Here is an 18,478-nt window from a genome sequence, read left to right as displayed (position 1 = left end):
CAGCTCGGCTTTTATGCCGCACGTCCGGAATCGACGTCAAAAAGAACCCTTGACTTGTCCGTACCAGTGCGCCAACGATGGGCCGTATGCCATCCCCCACATCCCTGCGACGGACCGCCGTCTCCGCGGCCGCCGGCGTGGTCCTGCTCGGCCTGCTGGCGGCTCCCGCCGCCGCCCAGCGCGCGCCCGCCGCCGACCCCGGCCTGCCCACCGTCGTCGCCGCCGATGCCGCCACCGCCACCATCGACGCCATCGACCCGTCCTCGCGGGCCGCCGGCATCCTCGCCCTCTACACCCCGGACTCCGGCGCCGAGACCAAGACCAACGCGTTCGGCGGCGAAGCGGTGCTGCGCGCCGCCGGCGGCGGGGCGTACGAGGTGCTGAGCGTCTGCACCGTCCTCGACTCCTGCCCGAAGCCCGGCAACAACGCCATCCCGGCCGACGGGGTGGTGCTCTCCGCTTCCCCACCCGAGACCGGCGGCGTCGACGACCGCCGGTGGCTGCGTGACCACCTGCGCGCCGGCGACCGGGTGCAGCTTCGCAACCTGCTGATCCGGCGCGCCGCCACCACGCTCGACGCCACCGACCCGACCGCCGCCACGAACCCCGCCGGGGTGGACCCGGCCAAGGGCGAGTGCTTCCCCGGCTGTCGGGGCGCCGAGCAGCTCGTCGCCTACACGCCCGCCGCCGGCCGGGACCGCACCGGCACCAACGACTACGGCTTCGAGGTCGCCGTCCGCGACGGGCGGGTCGTCTCCCGGCAGGGCGGCGACAGCGCCATCCCGGCCGGCGGGTTCGTGCTCTCCGGGCACGGCTCGCGCGGCTCCTGGCTGGAGGGCAACGCCCCGCTCGGCGCGAAGGTCACCGTCGACGGCGCCACCGTCACGGTCGACGTCGACGCGCAGAGCTTCCTGCTCGGCGCCGAGCGGGCGGTGACCGCCGCCCGCGCCGGGAAGACCGCCGCGGTGGCAAGCTGCCTCGACATCGACCCGGCCGCCGTGGACGCCGCCCTCACCGAGGCCACCGACCTGCTGGCCCGGGCCCGCTCCGCGGCCGACGGCGAGCCGGAACGGGCCGCGGAACTGGCCCGCGACGCCACCCGCCGCGCCGACGTGGCCGGCTACCGCACCCGGGAGTCCCGGCCCGTCGAGGGCCGTGGCCTGTGGGTACGCCCCATCGAGACCAGCCCGGAGCAGATCCGCGCCTCGCTGGACCGGATCTCCGCCGCCGGCTTCAACATGGTGTTCCTGGAGACGGTCTGGGGCGGATACACGATCTACCCGAGCGCGGTGGCCGAGCGGGCCGGCATGCCGGCGCAGCGACCCGAGATGCGGGGCTTCGACCCGCTGAAGGTCTGGGTCGACGAGGCGCACGCCCGGGGCATCGAGCTGCACGCCTGGACCCACACCTTCTTCGTGGGCGTGGAGAGCGGTGGCGGCCCGGTGCTGACGGCGCACCCCGAGTGGGCCGCGGTGGAACGTGAGGACGTCGGCAAGGCCGGGCCCCAGCCCTCCCGGATGGAGCCGGGCTACTACTGGATGGACGCGGCGATGCCCGCCGTGCGCGCCCACGTGCTGGCCACCTTCGAGGAGATCCTGCGCGGCTACGCCGTCGACGGGTTGCACCTGGACTACATCCGCTACCCGGTCTCCCTGCCCTACGGGGCGGACTTCTCCTACTCCGCGTACAGCCGCGGCACGTTCGCCGCGGAGCACGGCGTCGACCCGTACACCCTGACGCCCGACTCGCCGCAGTGGCCCACCTGGAACGCCTGGCGGGAGAAGCAGATCACCACCTTCGTCGACCAGGTCCGCACCATGCAGCGGCGGGTCGCCGCCGACCGGCAGCTCTCCGCCGCCGTCTTCGCCGACCCGACCGACGGCCTGGCCAAGAAGTTCCAGAACTGGGGCGCCTGGGTCGACGCCGGCACCCTGGACTTCCTCACCGGCATGTCGTTCGGCACCTCAGCCGAGTCCGTCGGCCACGACACCGCCGTCATGCGCGAGCGGGTCGGTGACGTGCCGCTCTACACCGCGACCTACGGGCCGCTGCGGGGCACGTCACCGGACCTGATGCTGGACCAGGTGCAGGCGGTGGACGACGCCGACTCCGACGGTGCGGCGCTGTTCGCCTACAACCAGCTCAACGCCCGCCAGCAGGAGGCGCTGCGCGAAGGTACGTTCCGGACCCGCTCGGTGGTCCCGCACGCCGACTACCGGCACGCCGCCCGCGCCGGCGTCGCCGCCCTGCGCGCGACGTTGAAGCGAGCCACGGCCTGTGCGCCGACGAGGACCACCGCCGACGTCCGGGCCCGGCTCGCGGTGGCCGAACGACTGCTGGCCGACGGGATGCCCGCCCCGGCGGTCGACGCGGCCGCCCGACAACTGGCGAAGGCGGCTGCCTCGGCGGCCGGTTGGGGCGACGCGGTGAATCCCGAGCTCACCCGGCGCACCGCCCGGGACCTGCGCATGTACTCCCGCTGGGCAGACCTGGCCTGATCTGGGCGCGGCAGGGCGTGCCGGTGCCCGGCGCGCCCTGCCGCGTGACGCCCACGACGAGCCGCGTCAAAGGTGCGGCACCACGGTCGGGCTCGTACAGAAAAGTTTGTCTATGCGCCGTGACTACGATGACCCGGTGGCGACGGACAAGTGAGCACAGCGGCTCTTCGCGGCGCGGCTCCGGGCCGACGGCCTGTTCGGCATCGACGCAGCGCCCGTCCTCGACGATCTCGCCGCGATCGGCTACCAGCGCGGTGTCGGGCCTGGGGGGTGGGACATCCATTCGCCCCGGGTGCCGTCCCGGGACGAGGTCGTGGACGCGCTGCGGCGGGCGGTGGCGGCGGTCCCCGCGCAGCGGCTGTGGGTCAACCCCGACCGCGGGCTGAAGACCCGCGGCTACCCGGAGGTCGAGGCGTCGCTGGAACACCTGGTCACTGCGGCGGCCGAGGTACTCGGCGCGCCGGGTGGAGTGGCGGACCGCGCGTCGGCGGTGACCGCGAGGGCCACCTCCTTGCGCAGGCTGTCGGTGGCCGGGTACAGACGAACAACCCACGACGGCGAGCGCGAGCAGAGCGGCGGCAGCCGCCGCCGCCACGCGCACGGAAAACGCTTGACCGTGACGTACTCCAGGAGATCGTGCGCCGACGGGCGGCGCGGCGCTGGGCGCCGTCAGCCGGGCGGGGGTGGCGGTGTGGCCGCCACGAGCAGGGTGAGTTCCCGGACCAGGTCGTCCAGGGACTGACCGGTCCGCGCGCGGACCAGCCCGAGGGCGAGATCGGCGAGCAGGTAGAAGCCGAGCGTGCGCGCCTGGTCGGTGTCGAACGAGGCCAGCAGCGCCTCCGCGCCGGCGAGGTCACCGCGGTTGCGGGCGGCGACGACCCCGGCGGCACGCTGCACGAGGTCGGCGGCGACCGGGACCGGGCCGGTCACGCCGGTCAGAGCTTCGGGGTGACGGTGCGGGCGGCGTCGAAGCGGGCGGTCACGTCGGCCCAGTCGACCAGGTTCCACAGCCGGTCGACGTAGTCCGGGCGAACGTTGCGGTACTGCAGGTAGTAGGCGTGCTCCCAGGCGTCGAACACCAACAGTGGCGTCGAGCCCTGCCCGACGTTGCCGTGGTGGTCGTACACCTGCTCCACGATCAGCCGCCGGCCCAGCGGCTCCCAGGCGAGGACGCCCCAGCCGGAGCCCTGCACGCTCTTGGTCGCCGCCGAGAGCTGCCCGGCGAAGCCGTCGAACGAGCCGAAGTGCTCCTCGATCGCCGCCGCCAGCTCGCCGTCGGGGCGGTCGCCGCCGTCCGGGGACAGGTTGTTCCAGAAGTCGAGTGCAGCACGTGCCCGGACAGGTTGAACGCGAACGTCTTCTCCAACCCCACCAGCGCCGTGAAGTCACCCTTGTCGCGGGCCTCGGCGAGCTGTTCCAGGGCGTCGTTGCTGCCCTTGACATACGCGGCGTGGTGCTTGCTGTGGTGCAGCTCCAGGATCTCGCCGGACATCGCCGGCTCCAGCGCACCGTAGTCGTACGGCATGTCGGGCAGAGAGTAGACGGCCACCAGCAGCTCCTCGCACCATCGTCGTCGACGTGAGCTGGGCGGGCACCCCGGCGGAGGTTCAGATCATCGCGTTGCCGGAGCACCCGCCCACTGATGCCATCATTACGTAGTTGCCAGACTATGGCAATAATCCCGCCCGACTCCACGGAGACGAGGCCCGAGGTCGAACCGGGCGAAGCATGTTGCTCATTCGGCGAGTTCCGGGTGCGCAAGCGGCGGCAGGCTCACCGACACCCGCCGTCGCCCACTCAGGCGACTCCAGGATCGGTGTCGTCGTGTCGTACCCACGGCTCGGTCGTCGACCGGCACCTGGGATTCCGGTACCAGACAGCACCCTGCACCGGGTGGGCGAGAGCCTGCACCGGCTCATGGCCGCAGCCGCGCCCACGCTATCGGCTGCCATGGCCGGGCGGTGCCCTGCCGGTTCCCCATCCCCCGCACCCGATCCCGCACCGCCCGGCCAGGCCCGGCCGCCGGCGCACCTTGACCGACTGGCTCCAGGTGCTGGCCTACTCACCGACGCAGCGGCCGGTGACGGTGTCGAGCACGGTTGTGCCGGTCGGAGCGCGGTGTGCCGGGGTGTCACCGGGTGACGACACCGGCACACCGCACGGCCGGTGGAACGGATCCGCCCTCGCTACCCGGTCATCCAGCGGTGCACGGTGCCCCGTTGAGCGTGAACGAGGCCGGGCGTGGGTTGGTGCCGCTGAACGTACCGTTGAAGCCGAGCCCGACGGACGCGCCGGCCGGCAGCGAGCCGTTCCAGTCGGCGTTGGTCGCCGTCACTGCCGTGCCACTCTGCGACCAGGTGGCCGACCAGCCCTGGGTGACCCGCTGGCCGGCGTCGGGGAACGCGAAGCGTAGCGCCCAGCCGGACAGGGCTGCGGTGCCGGTGTTGCGCACGGTGATCGTGGCGGTGAAGCCGCCGCCCCAGTCGTTGGTCGCATAGGTGACCTGGCAGGCGGCCGGGCCCTGGGTGGGCGTGGGCGTGGGCGTAGGGGTGGGGGTGGGGTCCACCCCCGCCGCCTGTAGCAGGACCGACGTCGAGGCCGGCGAGGTGTTGCCGGCCGCATCCGCCGCGACCACGAAGAACTGCCGCGACACGCCGGGAACCAGCCCGGTGATCGTGAGGGACGGGGTGGCCGTCCGGCCGTACACCGTGTCGGACGTGCCGACCATCTCGTGCACGACGTACTCCCGCACCCCCACGTCGTCGGTGGACGGCGACCAGGTCAGCGTGGCGGACGTGCCGCTGACCGCGGCGCGCAGGCTGGTCGGCGCGGTCGGCGCGGTGGTGTCGGGCACCGGGTTGCCGTAGCTCAACCCGTAGCCGAACGGGAACAGTACGGGTTTGCCGTCGCCGTCGTTGATCGGCTGCTGGCTGGCCGACTGCATCCAGGTCACCGGCAGCTTGCCGGTCGGCTGGCGCGTGGCGAACAGCACGTCCGCCACGCCCTGGCCCTCGGTACCGGGCAGCCAGGCGGCCACCAGGGAGTTCCAGTTCGACACCTGTGCCGCGATGTCCAGCGGACGGCCGGAGACCAGCACGACCACCACCGGCACGCCGGCCGCGCGCAGGGTGTTGATGGTGTTCAGGTCGGTGGCGTCCAGACTCATACCGGCGGGCCGGTCGCCTTGGCCCTCGGCGTACGGCGTCTCGCCGACAACCGCGACCGCGACGTCATAGGAGGAGTCGATGCCGCTGCCGTTGAGGCTGTAGGTCACGGTCCCGGCCGAGCCCACGGTGTTCCGGATGCCCTGCAGGATCGTCGTGCCTGGGGTGGTGTTGCCGCTGCCGCCCTGCCAGCTGACGGTCCATCCGCCGCTCTGGTTGCCGATGTTGTCGGCGTTCCTGCCGGCCACGAAGATCCGGCTGTTGGTGCGCAGCGGCAACGCGCCGCCGTTCTTCAGCAGCACCTGCGACTTGGCCACCGCCTCGCGGGCCAACTCGCGGTGCGCCGCGCTGCCGAGGGTGCCCGCGTACGAGCGGTCCGCGAGGGGACGCTCGAAGAGGCCCAACTCGAACTTCTTGGTCAGGATCCGTCGGTTGGCGTCGTCGATACGCGACAGTGGCACCCGACCCGCCTGCACCTCGGCGCGCAGCAGCGTGATGAAGGACTGCCAACCGTCGGGCGCCATCACCATGTCGATACCGGCGTTGACCGCCTGCGCCACCTCGGCGCCGGTGAAGCCGGGAGCGCCGTCGATCTGGTCGATGCCGTTCCAGTCAGAGACCACGAAGCCGGGGAAGCCCAGCTCGTTCTTCAGCAGATCAGTGATCAGGTACCGGTTGCCGTGCAGCTTCTGCCCGTTCCAGCTGCTGTACGAGATCATGATCGAGCCCACCCCCCGGCGAACGGCCTCCACGAACGGCGGCAGGTGAACGGCCCGCAGCTCCGCCTCGGAGAGCTGGGTGTTGCCCTGGTCGGTGCCGTTCGTGGTGCCCCCGTCGCCGACGTAGTGCTTGGCGGTGGCCAGCACGCTGGCCGGTCCGCCGAGGGTGGTGCCCTGGTAGCCGGTGACGATGCTGCTCATCTGCGTCGCCAGCTCGGGCTTCTCGCCGAACGACTCGTAGGTGCGGCCCCAGCGGTCGTTGCGGGCCACGCAGAGGCAGGGCGAGAAGGTCCAGTCCACACCGGTACCGGTGACCTCCTCGGCGGTCGCCCGACCGATCCGCTCGGCCAGGCCCGGGTCGCGGGTGGCACCCAGACCGATGTTGTGCGGGAAGATCGTCGCGCCGACCACGTTGTTGTGCCCGTGCACGGCATCCGAGCCGTAGATCATCGGGATGCCGAGCGGCGTCGCCAGTGCCCCCCGCTGGAAGGTGTCGTACATGTCGGCCCAGCCGGCCGCGGTGTTCGGTGACGGCGCCGAGCCGCCGCCGGAAAGGATGGAGCCGAGCCGGTAGGCGGTCACGTCGGAGGGACTGACCTTGGCGCGCTCGCCCTGGGTCATCTGACCGATCTTCTCGTCGAGCGACATCCGCGACAGCAGGTCCGCCACCCGCTGAGCGACGGGCAGGGACGGATCCTGGTAGGGCAGTGTCTGAGCCGCCGCGACCGGGGCCTGGGTCAGCCCCGCCGCGGCGAGTGCGACCGCCGTGGCCACTCCGACGACGGCCGTCCGGACACGAAACGGGCGCGTGGATCTGAGGAACCCGATGCGCATGAGCATTCCCTTCGGGGAGCATGATGGTGCCCTGAGGTTGCCCTGTGCCCGGACGCTGGCTCTGTCTCATGATGCCACGCCCCGCGCCCTGCCTTCGTGGACGGCCGCGTTCTCCGGTCCACCCCTAAGGCGGCGGCGGTGCGGCCGATCTGGCCGACGCGACGCGGTCGACGTGTTCATGCCCACGCCCGACGGAAGCCGACGAGGCTCGGTCCGGTCTCGAATCCGGTCGTGGTTCTTCTCCGGCCGACTCTGCCCGGGTGGCACGCTCGGCGCGAATGTGGTTCACCAATAGGGCGGGCCGAACCTGGGGATGGGCGTCGCACAGTGGGTGATCATGGAGGGCTGCCGTGGACGACCCGACGCTCGCACCTGTCGCACCCGGTCAGGAACGTCTGTGGTTCCTCCACCGCCTGACGGCGGGCGAGCCGACCCGCCACTTCAGCGTCGTCAGCCGACTGGCCGGCACGCGTCGTGACAGACGAGGGCCACCACGAGCGCTCGTCCCGCTGGACGGCCGCGCCGACCCAGCACATTCCCGGCACATTCCGCGCTCATCGGGGGTAGGCGCCTTGACTGCTGTCGGAGGCACGCCAATAGTCCTGCGGCATGCAGTCACATCGACCTATGTGCGCTCATCCCGCCGCCCCACGCCGCTGACCGGACGACCGCCTCGAGAGCCTTGACGGAGCACACATGATCACCAGAAGGAAACTGCTCGCCGGTGCCGTCGGTCTCGCCGTGGCGACCGGTGGACCGCTCGCCGCGGGCCCGGCGTCCGCCGCCCTGCCCGCGGTCGACATGGAGGCGCTCATCAAGGCGGCCCAGATCGACCCGCGACGCGCGGACACCGCCCTCACCGAGGGTGCGAAGGACAGCGTGCTGCTGGTGGAGCGCGCGCTCCAGGCCAGAGGGCTGCTGTCGACCTCCTACCTGGACGGGCACTTCGGCACCAGCACCGTCGCCGCGTACGCGGCGTACCAGCGCTCTCTCGGTTACACCGGCCTCGACGCGACCGGCCTGCCCGGTCCGTCGTCGCTGCGGGCGCTCGGCGACGGACGCTTCACCGTCGTCCGGGCCCTCTCGCCCGGAAGCGTCGTGACCCTGCGCGGCGTGCAGGTCAACACGCGGACCAGGGCCATGCTGCTGGAGGCCGAGCGCCTGCTCGGTCGCCAGCTCGGCATTACCCAGGGCTCGTACAACTCGGGCGTCGACGCGTCCGCGGGCACCCACGACGGCGGCGGCGCGCTCGACCTGTCGGTCAGTGGCCTCTCCTCGGTTACGCGGACGGATGTGCTGCGCCGGCTGCGCACGGTGGGCTTCGCGGCCTGGCTGCGCACCCCCGCCCAGGGGGACTGGGGCTACCACATCCACGCCGTCGCGCTCGCCGACACCGACCAGTCGACCGGTGCGCAGAACCAGGCCGGCGACTACTACCTCGGCCGCAACGGCGTGGCCAACCGGGGCCCCGACGACGGCCCGGTGGTCGGCAAGCGGACCTGGGAGGAATACCAGCGGTCCCTCTGACCGCTGTCACACCGGCACGACCAGGAGGAACCATGCCCATTCGTCACCACCGCCTCGTACGCGGCGCCATCGCCGTGCTCAGCACGGCCCTGATGACCGCGGCGGCCGGCCTCACCGGCGCCACCCCCGCCCAGGCCGCCGTCAACACGTCGCCGAACTACCTGGTGGTCTACAACAACAACATCGAGAACTGGCTGCCGACCGCGTGCGCCGACGGCTACCTCTGGGACCGGCTGCTCACCTACCTCAAGGGCCGGCCGCTGAGCCCGGACATCTTCACCGTCCAGCAGATCTCGAACCAGACGCAGCTCAACACCCTCCTCAAACGGCTCTCCGACGACCTGCCGGGCACCTACGCCGGCGAGATCGCCATCGCGAGCCCGGGCTCCATGGGCTACACCAGCACCTGCGGCAAGCTGAAAAACCAGCAGACCAACGCGGTGATCTGGCGCTCGGACCGGTTCACCCCCGAGGCTGAGACACGCTGGCGCTCCGACGCCCCCGAGAACAAGACCGGCGGGTGCAAGAACCTGGAGCCCACCTCAAGCAGTCAGGACCGGGTAGAAAACATCGGCGTCCGGCTGCACGACAACGTCCGCAACGAGGACGTCTCGGTCGCCTCGATCCACTGGCCGACCAACACCTGGAACGGCCCCGACTGCGCCGACGAGAACATGTCCGAGGCCGAGGAGGCGATGGGCCGGCTCGGTGGCGACCTCAAGATCGTCGCAGGTGACATGAACACCGAGGCCAAGACCAGGGGTTGGTGGGACGACGCCAAGGCGCTCGGCTACCGGGACCCGATCGCGGAGAAGTGCGGCAGCCGCGACTGCTCCTCCGCCTACGACACCAACGGCGAGCGGCGGATCGACTTCCTCCTCGCCAAGAGCAGCGGCGGCTTCAGCAACGCCGCCCACATCAGCCCGACGGCGACCGGCGGTGCCTACTCCGAGCACATCGCCGTCACCGCCTACGTCAACTACTGAGGCGGCCGGTCCACCCCGCGAGGCCCCGTGGGCCGCCAGCCGGGTGCCGCCGGCGATGCTCCCCGCGAGCGTCGCCGGCGGCACCCGGCTGCTACGCGCACGCCACGCGACGGGCACCAGGCACCCGAACTTCCTCCGGATCCCCGCCCACCCGAACCGCCTGAAGATCAAGCTAGGCTCTCACGGCCAGCAATCAGATCTCCGAGGGTACGGGGGGTCGCGGGTCATGACGGTCGCATTCGGTCTGCTGGGGCCGGTGACTTTGCACGTGAACGGGAGCGCCGTCGCGCTGCCGGCCGGCCGCACGCAACTCCTGCTGGCCGCGTTGCTGCTGGAGCGCGGGCGGCGGGTCTCCACGAAGCAGCTGCTGGGCGACTTGTGGGATGAGCCGCCGCCGTCGGCGTCGGTCAACCTCAGAACGTACGTGACGCGGCTACGTGGCCTGCTGGGACCGTACCGTGACCGGCTGGTCTGGGTGAACTCCGGCTACTCCCTCACTGTCGAGACTGGCGAGCTGGACCTCGACGGGTTCGAGGTCGACATCCGGGAAGCCCGGGACGCGGTCCGCCACGGACGCCCCGAGCAGTCCGCACAGACCCTCACGGCCGGGCTGGGGCGCTGGCGGGGCGAGGCCGCCGAGGGGCTACCACGCTTCGGGGCGCTCGGGCACCGCCTCGATGCGCTCGACGAGAGTCGATGGGTCGCGGTGGAGCGGTACGCCGCAGCCTGCGCCGAGGCCGGCCAGCAGCGCGCCGCGGTTGCCGCGCTGCGGTCGCTACTCGCCGACCGACCGGCCCGCGAGTCCGCCTGGGAGGCCCTGGCTCAGGCCCTCATCCGGCTGGGCGAACGGGCCGAGGCCGTGACCGCCCTGGCCGCGGCGGACGCCGCGCTGCGCGCCCGGACCGGCCGCGGGCCAGGGCTGGTGCTGCGGGAGATCGAGCGGGACCTGCGCGAAGGAACGCCGACGCCGCCAGGACGTCCCGATGCCACCCCCGGCGACACGTCACCGCATGCCACGCCGTCCAACCTCCCGCCGACGGTCGTCCTCATCGGCCGGGAGCGCCTGCTGAGCCAGATCGAGGCGACCCTCGGCACGGCCGGCGCGATCGTGCTGCACGGCCCGGCCGGCGTCGGCAAGTCGGCGCTGGCCGGCGCCATCACCGCCCGGCTCGCCCCGTCCTACCCGAGGGGCCCGCTCTACCTCGACTTCTGCGGCAGCAGCCCCGGACTGACCCCGATGACGGTCGAGGAAGCCACCGGCAGCCTGCTCCGCGCGCTCGACGGCGAACACTCTGGCGGCACCGAGGGCACCGCGGCCGCGGAGGCGGCCGAACTGCGGATGCGGATCGGCGACGGGCGGATGCTGCTGGTCCTGGACAACGTGGTCGACGCCGGACAGGTGCGCCGCCTGCTGTCGGTGCCCGGCACCGCGACCGTGATCGTGACGAGCCGCACGGCGCTGCCGACGTTGGACGTAGCGCACCTCGCCGTCGGCGCCCTCGCTCCCGACGAGTCGGTGGCGCTGCTCGCCCGGCACGCAGGGCCGGAACGCATCCTCGCAGCAGCGGAGGAGGCGGCGGTGCTGGCCGACCTGTGCGACCACCTTCCGCTCGCGCTGCGCATCGTCGGGGCCCGACTATCCGCCCATCCGGAGTGGGCCCTCGCCGACATGGTCGCCCGGCTCGCCGACGAGCAGTTCAGGCTGGACGAGCTGAGCTGCGACGACCTCGCCGTACGCGCCAGCCTCGCGGTCACCGCCGATCTCCTCGCCGAACGGCCCGGCGGGCCGGAGGCGGTGGACCTGTTCGACCGGTGGGGCATGGTCTGTCCCCCGGCTATCGGCATCGAACTGGCCCAGGTTCTCACCGGAGCCGATGCCCGTGAGGCGCGCACGCTGCTGGACCGGCTGGCCGCCGCCGGCCTCGTCGAAGCGTGCGCGACGGACCGCTACCGCCTGCACGATCTCGTCCGGCTCTACGCGATGGAGCGCGGCCGGCGCGACCCGACGACCCGGGCCGCGACGATCCACGCCGCCCGGTGCCACTGGCTCGGCACCACGCGACGGGCCGGGGACCACCTGCGACGCGTCCCCGACCGACCGGCGGACGGGTTCGTCGAGGCGCGGGCCGTTGTGACCTTCGCCGACCAGCGGGAGGCCCTGCGGTGGCTGGAGCAGGAGCGGGAGAACCTGATCGCCGCCGCGCGCGTGGCGGCCCGGGACAGCACCACCGAGGGTGACCTGTTCGCGGTCCGACTGTGCGCGGAGTTGTATCCGTTCCTCCCCATGCGGGGGTACTACCGCGATCTCCGTGAGGTGGCCCAGGGTGCGCTGCGGTGTGCACGGCGACTGGGCAGCCGGCCGGACGAGGCGACCGCGCTGACCTACTTCGCGGTGGCCCAGTCCCGGCTGGGCGAGACCGACCAGGCGGTTGACAGCCTCCGGACCGCGCTCGCACTGCGGGAGGCGGACGACGACACTCAGGCGGTGGCGGTGGCCCTCGACCATCTCGGCGTCCTGCTCGCCGCCGCCGGCCGCCTCGACGAGGCCCGGGCGGCCTTCCTCCGAGCCCTCGGCCTCCACCGCCCACGCGCCGACCGCCAACGGATGGGCGTCACCCTGAACAACCTCGCAGACGTGCTGCTGCAACTCGACCAGTCCGACGCGGCGCTCGTCCATCTCAGGGAGAGCCTGCGGCTGCGCCGGGAGATCGGCGACGAACTGGGCCTCGGCATCACCATCCTGACCATCGGTCAGGCGTACGCCCGCAGTGGCCGGTACCGGCAGGCGTACGGGTGGCTCGACAGAGCCCTCACCGCCGCCCGGGACAGTGGCAACCGCGAGGCGGAGTGGCGGGTGCTCACCGAGCGCGCGAAGGTGCACCGCGACACGGGCCAGCACCTCCCGGCCCGCGACGACCTGCACCTCGCACTCGCCATCTCCGAGCAGACCGGCGACACCATCGGCGCCGACGAGGTGCGCCGCGCGCTGACCGCGCTCCGCGTCCCCGCCGCACGGCGATCGGCCCGTCGGACCTGACCCGGGCACGAGAGCCTCGGCAGCGGGGCGGTCAGCAACACTCGGACGGTCCCCTTCCGCGCCACTCCGGGGAGTTCCACCGAGAGCCCGGGCACTCATCCGACAACGCGGTCGCGCCATCGGCTGACCGCGGTCGCGGAGGCGGTGGTCCGGGCGTGCGGCGGTCCGGGATCGTCGCGTCAGTCCTCCGCCCGCGCCGTGCGGACGGTCTTGCTCAGCGTCGCGGTGAGGCGGACGAGTCCGTTGGTGCAATCGAGGTCGACCAGCCGTAGAGCCAAGACACCGCCGCGGCGGCACGCGGTCTCGGTGTGCAGGCGCAGGAGCAGCGCGTCGAGGATGACGTCGTTCCCGCTGGTGCGCGCCATCGCGTTGATCTCCTCCAACTCGTTTGCGGTCAGCGCGCGACGGGTGCCGGGTAGGCGTCGGGGTTTCGCGACCCGGTGCGCAGGGCTGGCGGGGGCGTCGATCAGCCCGTCGGCGATGGCCCGTCGGTAGAAGGCGCGGGCGGCGGCGATGAGGTGTTCGCCGGCGTGCCGGCCGTTGCGGCTGTTGCGCCGCGCCACGGCGCCAGCGATCATCGCCTGTTTCAGGGCCTCGACGTCGCTGGCGGTGATGGTGTCCAAAGGCCGTTCGGGCCACGCGGCGGCCATCCGGTCCCAGTAGGTGCCGTACGTACGGCGTGCTCCGGGCCCGGCAGCGGCGACAACACGGGGCAGGTACTCGGCGACCGTCGGCAGGACGGCCGGCGTCACAGGGTGCGATCGCAGATCGGTCACCGTGACGCCCAGGTGAGCCAGAACTTGGCGAGCGGCAGCGACGGTGGCGGGGTCAGCGGTCATTGCCGGCTCCCGTCAGGTGGGTGTGCAGGTCGGCGAGCAGGCGCACGACGGTGCTGACGGGATGCACGACGAGCAGGTCATGCGTGACGATGGCGGCGAGCAGCACAGGCTCACCGGGCTCGATGCGGCACAGTTGCCGGGCATTCGCCGGCAAGGGCAAGTCTGTTCGGCTGCCCACCTGGTGGCGACCCTCGCTGGCCGATCGCATGACGAGCATGCCGTGACGCGGCTGAATGTCGGGACGGTGGGACGGGGGCCAGCCCAGTGCGCGCAGAAGGTGCTGCGCGCTCACCCGGCCACAGCGTGCCGGACGAGCCATCCACAGCAACAGGGCCGTGTCCTTGATCTCCGACGGACAGACTCGGGCAGGTAGAGCCGGCATCGGCATCGGACTTGGAACCGAACGCACGGGTAGGACAGCAGGTACGAGCGGACCGACGAGGTGTTACTTCGGCTGGAGAGAACGTGTCATGGCCGAACAACTGCGTTCGCGTAGCACGTGACGAGGAACCATTCGTCCGGGGACCAGCCCAGGCGCCGGGTGGTCGTTCTCTGCAGACATCGCCTAGGGTGCCATGGCGCGCTGCACAAGCCTGTCAACCGGCACCAGCCCGTCGGCGCGTATCGTGGACCCGGTTGCTGGACCACCGCAGAGTCGGCACTGCGGTGGGTGCGAGATGGGGCTGAGGCCGTGAGCGTTGCCGCAGAGGCGGAGGATCGCGGAGTCGCGCTGATCAGGGAGCTGGTCGCGGGCGTGGGCGCTGTCGTGCTGGCCACGTTCGCCGCGGTGGTGATGTTCCCGGCCGAGGACCCGGTGGGACGCGTACTGGTGATGGCGGTTGCCTGCGGCCTGCTGGCCGCCTGGTTGACCGATTGGCGCGCGACGATCGTCACGGCGGCGGTGGCCGCCGGCGTCTTCGTGGGCCTCCTCGCCGACGGCGCGCCACCGACTCCGCCTCCCTGGGGTTTCACGCCAATCTTCGTGGTGGCGGTGGTACTCGGGATGGGGAACCGGCTCCTGAGACTGCTGGGGCGCAGGAACGAGGGGCACCGCCGGTCGTAGCTGGCAGCGGGCGTTGCGGGCGTGACTGCCGGTACGAGGGGTTGCGGTGAGCCGCAAGTCTGGTCGGCACATGGCTCCGACCCGTCTTCCGACAGGTGCTCGCCTGTGAGGTCCAATCACCAGTCACCTCCTCGTATCTCGGCCGTGGTTCCTGGACCGAAGCTCGTCGCATCGCCGAGGTGCTGCGTGACGATCGGCGACGCGCTGCTGATCTCTGAGACCGAGCAGGTCGGCCGTGATCATGACGGCTTTCCGGACGTCTACCAGAGGTAGGTCCGCTGCCGGTGGCGGGCCCGGCGGCATGCGTGCGACCAACGCGACGGCCCCGGCGTATCGTCGGTGCATGCGCGCGAGCGACGTAGCGATCTCGATGGACACGGTCACCGAGGACATGCCGGCCCGAGAGGCCGCCCGGATCCTGGCGGCGCAGGATCTGCCCGGCCTGATCGTGGTGGACACCGCGGGTCGACCGTCGACGGTCCTGGCGGGCACGCAGGTACTGCGCATGGCGCTGCCGTCCTACTGCCAGGACGATCCGGCGCTGGCGCGGGTGATCGACGAGGCTGCCGCCGATGTGGTCCTGGCGGGGATCGGTGACCGTACCGTCGCGGATCTACTTCCCCGCAACCGCCCGGGTCTGCCGGCGGTCAGCGCCGACGCCACTCTGCTTGAGGTCGCCTCGGTGATGGCCCGGACGAACGTGCCGCTGGTCGCGGTCGTGGACCGCGACCAGGTGATGACCGGGGCGATCACCCTGGACGGGTTGCTCGACCGGATCCTCGGCACCTGAGAGTCAGAAGAACCGCAACCACAGGTACGGCACCGCGATCGCCACCGAGATCACGGTCACGATCAGACCATACTTGGTGAAGCCCCAGAATGTGATCTTGTGCCCGGCCCGGTCCGCGATGCCGAGCACCACCACGTTCGCCGACGCGCCCACGGCAGTGGCGTTGCCGCCGAAGTCAGCGCCGATGGCGAGCGCCCACCACAGCACCTGAGCCTTGTCGAGCCCGCCCTCGGCGTTCACCAACTCGCTCACGATCGGGCTCATCGTCGCCACGTACGGAATGTTGTCCACGATCGCTGACAACCCCGCCGAAGCCCACAACAGCAACATGGTGGCCGGCCAGAGCTTGCCCTCGACGGCCTCGGTCGCCGACCGGGCGATGCTGTCGATCACCCCGGTGGCAACCAGGGCGCCGACCATGACGAACAGGCCGGCGAAGAACACCAGTGTCGGCCACTCGACGTCCTTGGCCACCTCTTGAGCGTCCAGCCGGGACAGCACCAGCAGCAGCAGTCCACCGAGTAGCGCCACCACCGACGGCTCCAGGTGCAGCACGGTGTGCAGGCTGAACGCGAGCAGTACCGCGCCGAGGACCACCAGGCTGATCACGACGAGACGGCTGTCGCGAATCGCGTCCGCCTCCCGGAGCGCCATCACCCGTGCGGCACGCTCGGCGTCGTACCGAAACGCCCTGCGGAACATGATCCGGCACAGGCCGACGAACACGACCATCACGATGAGTACCAACGGGGCCATGACGTTCAGGAAATCGGTGAAACTCAACCCGGACCGGCTGGCGATGATGATGTTCGGCGGGTCGCCGACGAGGGTGGACGCACCACCGATGTTCGACGCCATGACCTCGGCGATGAGGAACGGGATGGGTGGCACGTCGAGTCGCTCACAGACCAGCAGCGTGACCGGTGCCACCAGCAGCACCGTGGTGACGTTGTCCAGCGCCGCCGACACCACGGCGGTCACGACCACCAGGATCACCATGATCGGGAATGGACGGCCCCGCGCCTTCTTGGCGCTCCAGATGGCCAGGTACTCGAACAGGCCGGTGCGCTTCAGGACGCCGACGATCAGCATCATGCCCAGCAGCAGGAAGATGACGTTCCAGTCGATTCCCGCTTCTTCGGAGAAGAACGCGTGCTCGGCGTCGGTGGCGCCGATGGCCAGCATGATCGCCGCACCGCCCACCGCCACCGTCACTCGGTTGATCTTCTCGGTGGCGATCAGGACGTACGCGGTGGCGAACACGGCCACCGCCATCCAGGCCAGGATGCTCATTCGGCGTTTCTCCGGTTCTGGTCAGCCGTCACCGCAACGCCGACCAGACTTCCCGGCACACCGAGATCAACCTATCAGTCTGGGCAGTCATCCACTGTTTGTGAGGGCCTGGGCGACGAGGCCGCCGGCAGCCAGACGCCGATGCTGTGCAGCGCACAACTCCAGCGGGCGGCGTCAGTCTGTGGCTGGCGTTCATGGATGGCTGCCTGGTCGAGGTCCGGCCGAGGAAGCTGCTCATCGCCGAGGCGGCCGACGGCTGGCGGCTGGTCGGCTCAGTGTTCGGTGGCGTGGCCGGGCCGCGGCTGGTAGATGTCCGGCACGCCGTCCTGGTCATGGTCGGTGGTTTCCAGTTCGCGGACCCGTCGATAGACCCGGGTGCGGGCGCGCAGGACGACCGTTGCGAGCAGCGCGGAGAGCAGCGATCCGGTGAGTACCGCGACCTTGACGTGGTCGTCGCGTTCGCTGCCGAGGCCGTAGGCGAGTTCGCCGATGAGCAGGGAGACGGTGAACCCGATGCCGGCGAGCAGCGCCAGGCCGAGCACGTCGTACCAGTTCAGGCCCTCTTCCGGGTCGGCTCGGGTGACGCGCGACGCCAGCCAGGTGGCTGCCATGATGCCGATCGGTTTGCCGACGATCAGGCCGACCACGATGCCGAGCGCGACCCGGTCGGTGAGCGCGGTGGTCAGCCCGGCCAGGCCGCCGACGGTCACCCCGGCGGCGAGGAAGGCGAAGACGGGCACCGCCACCCCGGCCGAGAGCGGCCGGATCCGATGCTCGAAGTGCTCGGCCAACCCCGGTCCGGCGTCCGGACCGCCGGCCGCGGCGCTGCGGACGACCGGGACGGTGAACGCGAGCAGCACCCCGGCGACGGTCGCGTGCACGCCGGACTCGTGCACCAGCACCCAGGTCGCCGCCGCCAGTGGGAGCAGCAGCCACCAGGACCGTACCCGGCGCTGCACCAGCAGGCCGAAGACCGCCAGCGGGATCAGCGCCCCGGCCAGCGGCCCGATGGACAGGTCGGAGGTGTAGAACACGGCGATGATGACGATGGCCAGCAGGTCGTCGACGACGGCCAGGGTGAGCAGGAAGGTCCGCAGCGCCGAGGGCAGCAACCGGCCGACCACGGCGAGCACGGCGAGGGCGAAGGCGATGTCGGTGGCGGTCGGGACGGCCCACCCCCGCGCGGCGCCCTCCCCCGCGCCGGCGGCGATCAGGACGAACAGCAGCGCGGGCACCGCCACTCCGCCGACCGCGGCGGCGACCGGTATCGCCGCGCGGCGGGGATCGCGCAGGTCACCGGCGACGAACTCGCGCTTGAGTTCCAGGCCGGCGACGAAGAAGAAGATCGCCAGCAGGCCGTCCGCGGCCCAGGTGGCGAGACTGAGGTCGAGGTGCAGCGCGGCGGGCCCGACCCGCAGGTCACGCAGTGAGTGGTAGCTCTCCGCCCACGGTGAGTTGGACCAGAGGAGCGCCAGCACCGCCCCCACCAGCAGCAGGGCGCCACCCACGGTCTCCTTGCGGAGGATGGTGGAGATCCGGCTGGTCTCACTCCACGAGCGGCGGGCGAACAGGCTGGTGCTGCGGCGGTCGGCGTCAGACACGGAACTCCTCGTGGGCAGGCAGGGACCATCACCTCGCCGACCAGGCTTCCCGGCACACCATGACCAGCCTATCCGCCACGGCGCCGGACGTATCGATCTTCGCCGGTCAGGCAGCCGCCGCTCGCCC

At 71.6% G+C, this 18,478-nt stretch carries 15 protein-coding genes; 7 read left to right on the top strand and 8 right to left on the bottom strand.

Annotated features, from left to right (window positions below):
* Positions 1–86 precede the first annotated feature (86 nt).
* Together ACZ6O5_RS30230 and ACZ6O5_RS30225 are read left to right on the top strand one after the other, a co-directional pair.
* Positions 87–2,498, top strand: coding sequence for a glycoside hydrolase family 10-like protein (locus ACZ6O5_RS30230; RefSeq protein ID WP_465981616.1), 2,412 nt, complete (start codon positions 87–89; stop codon positions 2,496–2,498).
* A 193-nt stretch (positions 2,499–2,691) separates the two neighbouring features.
* The gene (locus ACZ6O5_RS30225; RefSeq protein ID WP_465981654.1) at positions 2,692–3,240 is read left to right on the top strand and encodes a hypothetical protein; all 549 of its coding nucleotides are present in this window, start codon (positions 2,692–2,694) and stop codon (positions 3,238–3,240) included.
* Here the strand turns inward: ACZ6O5_RS30225 and ACZ6O5_RS30220 are convergent.
* From ACZ6O5_RS30220 to ACZ6O5_RS30205, 4 genes are all read right to left on the bottom strand, one after another.
* On the bottom strand, positions 3,168–3,428 hold the full coding sequence (locus ACZ6O5_RS30220; RefSeq protein WP_465981614.1) for a superoxide dismutase: 261 nt from the start codon (positions 3,426–3,428) through the stop codon (positions 3,168–3,170). The two genes, ACZ6O5_RS30225 and ACZ6O5_RS30220, sit on opposite strands and share 73 nt — an antisense overlap.
* A 5-nt stretch (positions 3,429–3,433) precedes the next feature.
* Positions 3,434–3,754, bottom strand: coding sequence for a superoxide dismutase (locus ACZ6O5_RS30215; protein ID WP_465981652.1), 321 nt, complete (start codon positions 3,752–3,754; stop codon positions 3,434–3,436).
* Positions 3,637–4,047: a superoxide dismutase gene (locus tag ACZ6O5_RS30210; RefSeq protein ID WP_465981613.1), complete on the bottom strand. Its 411-nt coding sequence runs from the start codon at positions 4,045–4,047 to the stop codon at positions 3,637–3,639. The genes ACZ6O5_RS30215 and ACZ6O5_RS30210 overlap by 118 nt, the downstream gene beginning before the upstream one ends.
* A 645-nt stretch (positions 4,048–4,692) precedes the next feature.
* On the bottom strand, positions 4,693–7,155 hold the full coding sequence (locus tag ACZ6O5_RS30205) for a glycoside hydrolase family 3 N-terminal domain-containing protein (RefSeq protein WP_465981611.1): 2,463 nt from the start codon (positions 7,153–7,155) through the stop codon (positions 4,693–4,695).
* A 756-nt stretch (positions 7,156–7,911) separates the two neighbouring features.
* Here ACZ6O5_RS30205 and ACZ6O5_RS30200 point away from each other — a divergent pair.
* From ACZ6O5_RS30200 to ACZ6O5_RS30190, 3 genes are all read left to right on the top strand, one after another.
* Positions 7,912–8,742, top strand: a complete 831-nt coding sequence (locus ACZ6O5_RS30200) for a peptidoglycan-binding domain-containing protein (RefSeq protein ID WP_465981609.1) — start codon at positions 7,912–7,914, stop codon at positions 8,740–8,742.
* 32 nt (positions 8,743–8,774) lie between these two features.
* Complete coding sequence (locus tag ACZ6O5_RS30195) at positions 8,775–9,728, top strand: hypothetical protein (RefSeq protein WP_465981607.1); 954 nt, start codon at positions 8,775–8,777, stop codon at positions 9,726–9,728.
* 256 nt (positions 9,729–9,984) lie between these two features.
* Positions 9,985–12,765 carry an AfsR/SARP family transcriptional regulator gene (locus ACZ6O5_RS30190; RefSeq protein ID WP_465981605.1) on the top strand — a complete coding sequence of 927 codons (2,781 nt, stop codon included), beginning with the start codon at positions 9,985–9,987 and terminating at the stop codon, positions 12,763–12,765.
* 179 nt (positions 12,766–12,944) lie between these two features.
* On the opposite strand, the gene ACZ6O5_RS30185 is transcribed toward ACZ6O5_RS30190, so the two are convergent.
* Complete coding sequence (locus tag ACZ6O5_RS30185) at positions 12,945–13,604, bottom strand: hypothetical protein (protein WP_465981603.1); 660 nt, start codon at positions 13,602–13,604, stop codon at positions 12,945–12,947.
* The gene (locus ACZ6O5_RS30180; protein WP_465981601.1) at positions 13,594–13,896 is read right to left on the bottom strand and encodes a hypothetical protein; all 303 of its coding nucleotides are present in this window, start codon (positions 13,894–13,896) and stop codon (positions 13,594–13,596) included. Before ACZ6O5_RS30180 ends, ACZ6O5_RS30185 begins: the two co-directional genes overlap by 11 nt.
* 399 nt (positions 13,897–14,295) lie before the next feature.
* Here ACZ6O5_RS30180 and ACZ6O5_RS30175 point away from each other — a divergent pair, with 399 nt between their 5' ends.
* Positions 14,296–14,667, top strand: a complete 372-nt coding sequence (locus ACZ6O5_RS30175) for a hypothetical protein (protein WP_465981599.1) — start codon at positions 14,296–14,298, stop codon at positions 14,665–14,667.
* 343 nt (positions 14,668–15,010) lie between these two features.
* On the top strand, positions 15,011–15,457 hold the full coding sequence (locus ACZ6O5_RS30170; protein WP_465981597.1) for a CBS domain-containing protein: 447 nt from the start codon (positions 15,011–15,013) through the stop codon (positions 15,455–15,457).
* A gap of 3 nt (positions 15,458–15,460) precedes the next feature.
* Here the strand turns inward: ACZ6O5_RS30170 and ACZ6O5_RS30165 are convergent, their stop codons facing one another.
* Together ACZ6O5_RS30165 and nhaA are read right to left on the bottom strand one after the other, a co-directional pair.
* Positions 15,461–16,750 (bottom strand): ArsB/NhaD family transporter, encoded by a 1,290-nt coding sequence (locus tag ACZ6O5_RS30165; RefSeq protein ID WP_465981595.1) that lies wholly within the window; start codon positions 16,748–16,750, stop codon positions 15,461–15,463.
* Between the two features lie 272 nt (positions 16,751–17,022).
* The gene (gene nhaA / locus ACZ6O5_RS30160) at positions 17,023–18,351 is read right to left on the bottom strand and encodes a Na+/H+ antiporter NhaA (protein WP_465981593.1); all 1,329 of its coding nucleotides are present in this window, start codon (positions 18,349–18,351) and stop codon (positions 17,023–17,025) included.
* Between the last annotated feature and the right edge of the window lie 127 nt (positions 18,352–18,478).

The sequence above is a fragment of the Micromonospora sp. NPDC049201 genome (assembly GCF_055586805.1).
Note: the sequence above shows the minus strand (reverse complement) of the source record. Positions and strands in the feature narration are given on the sequence as shown.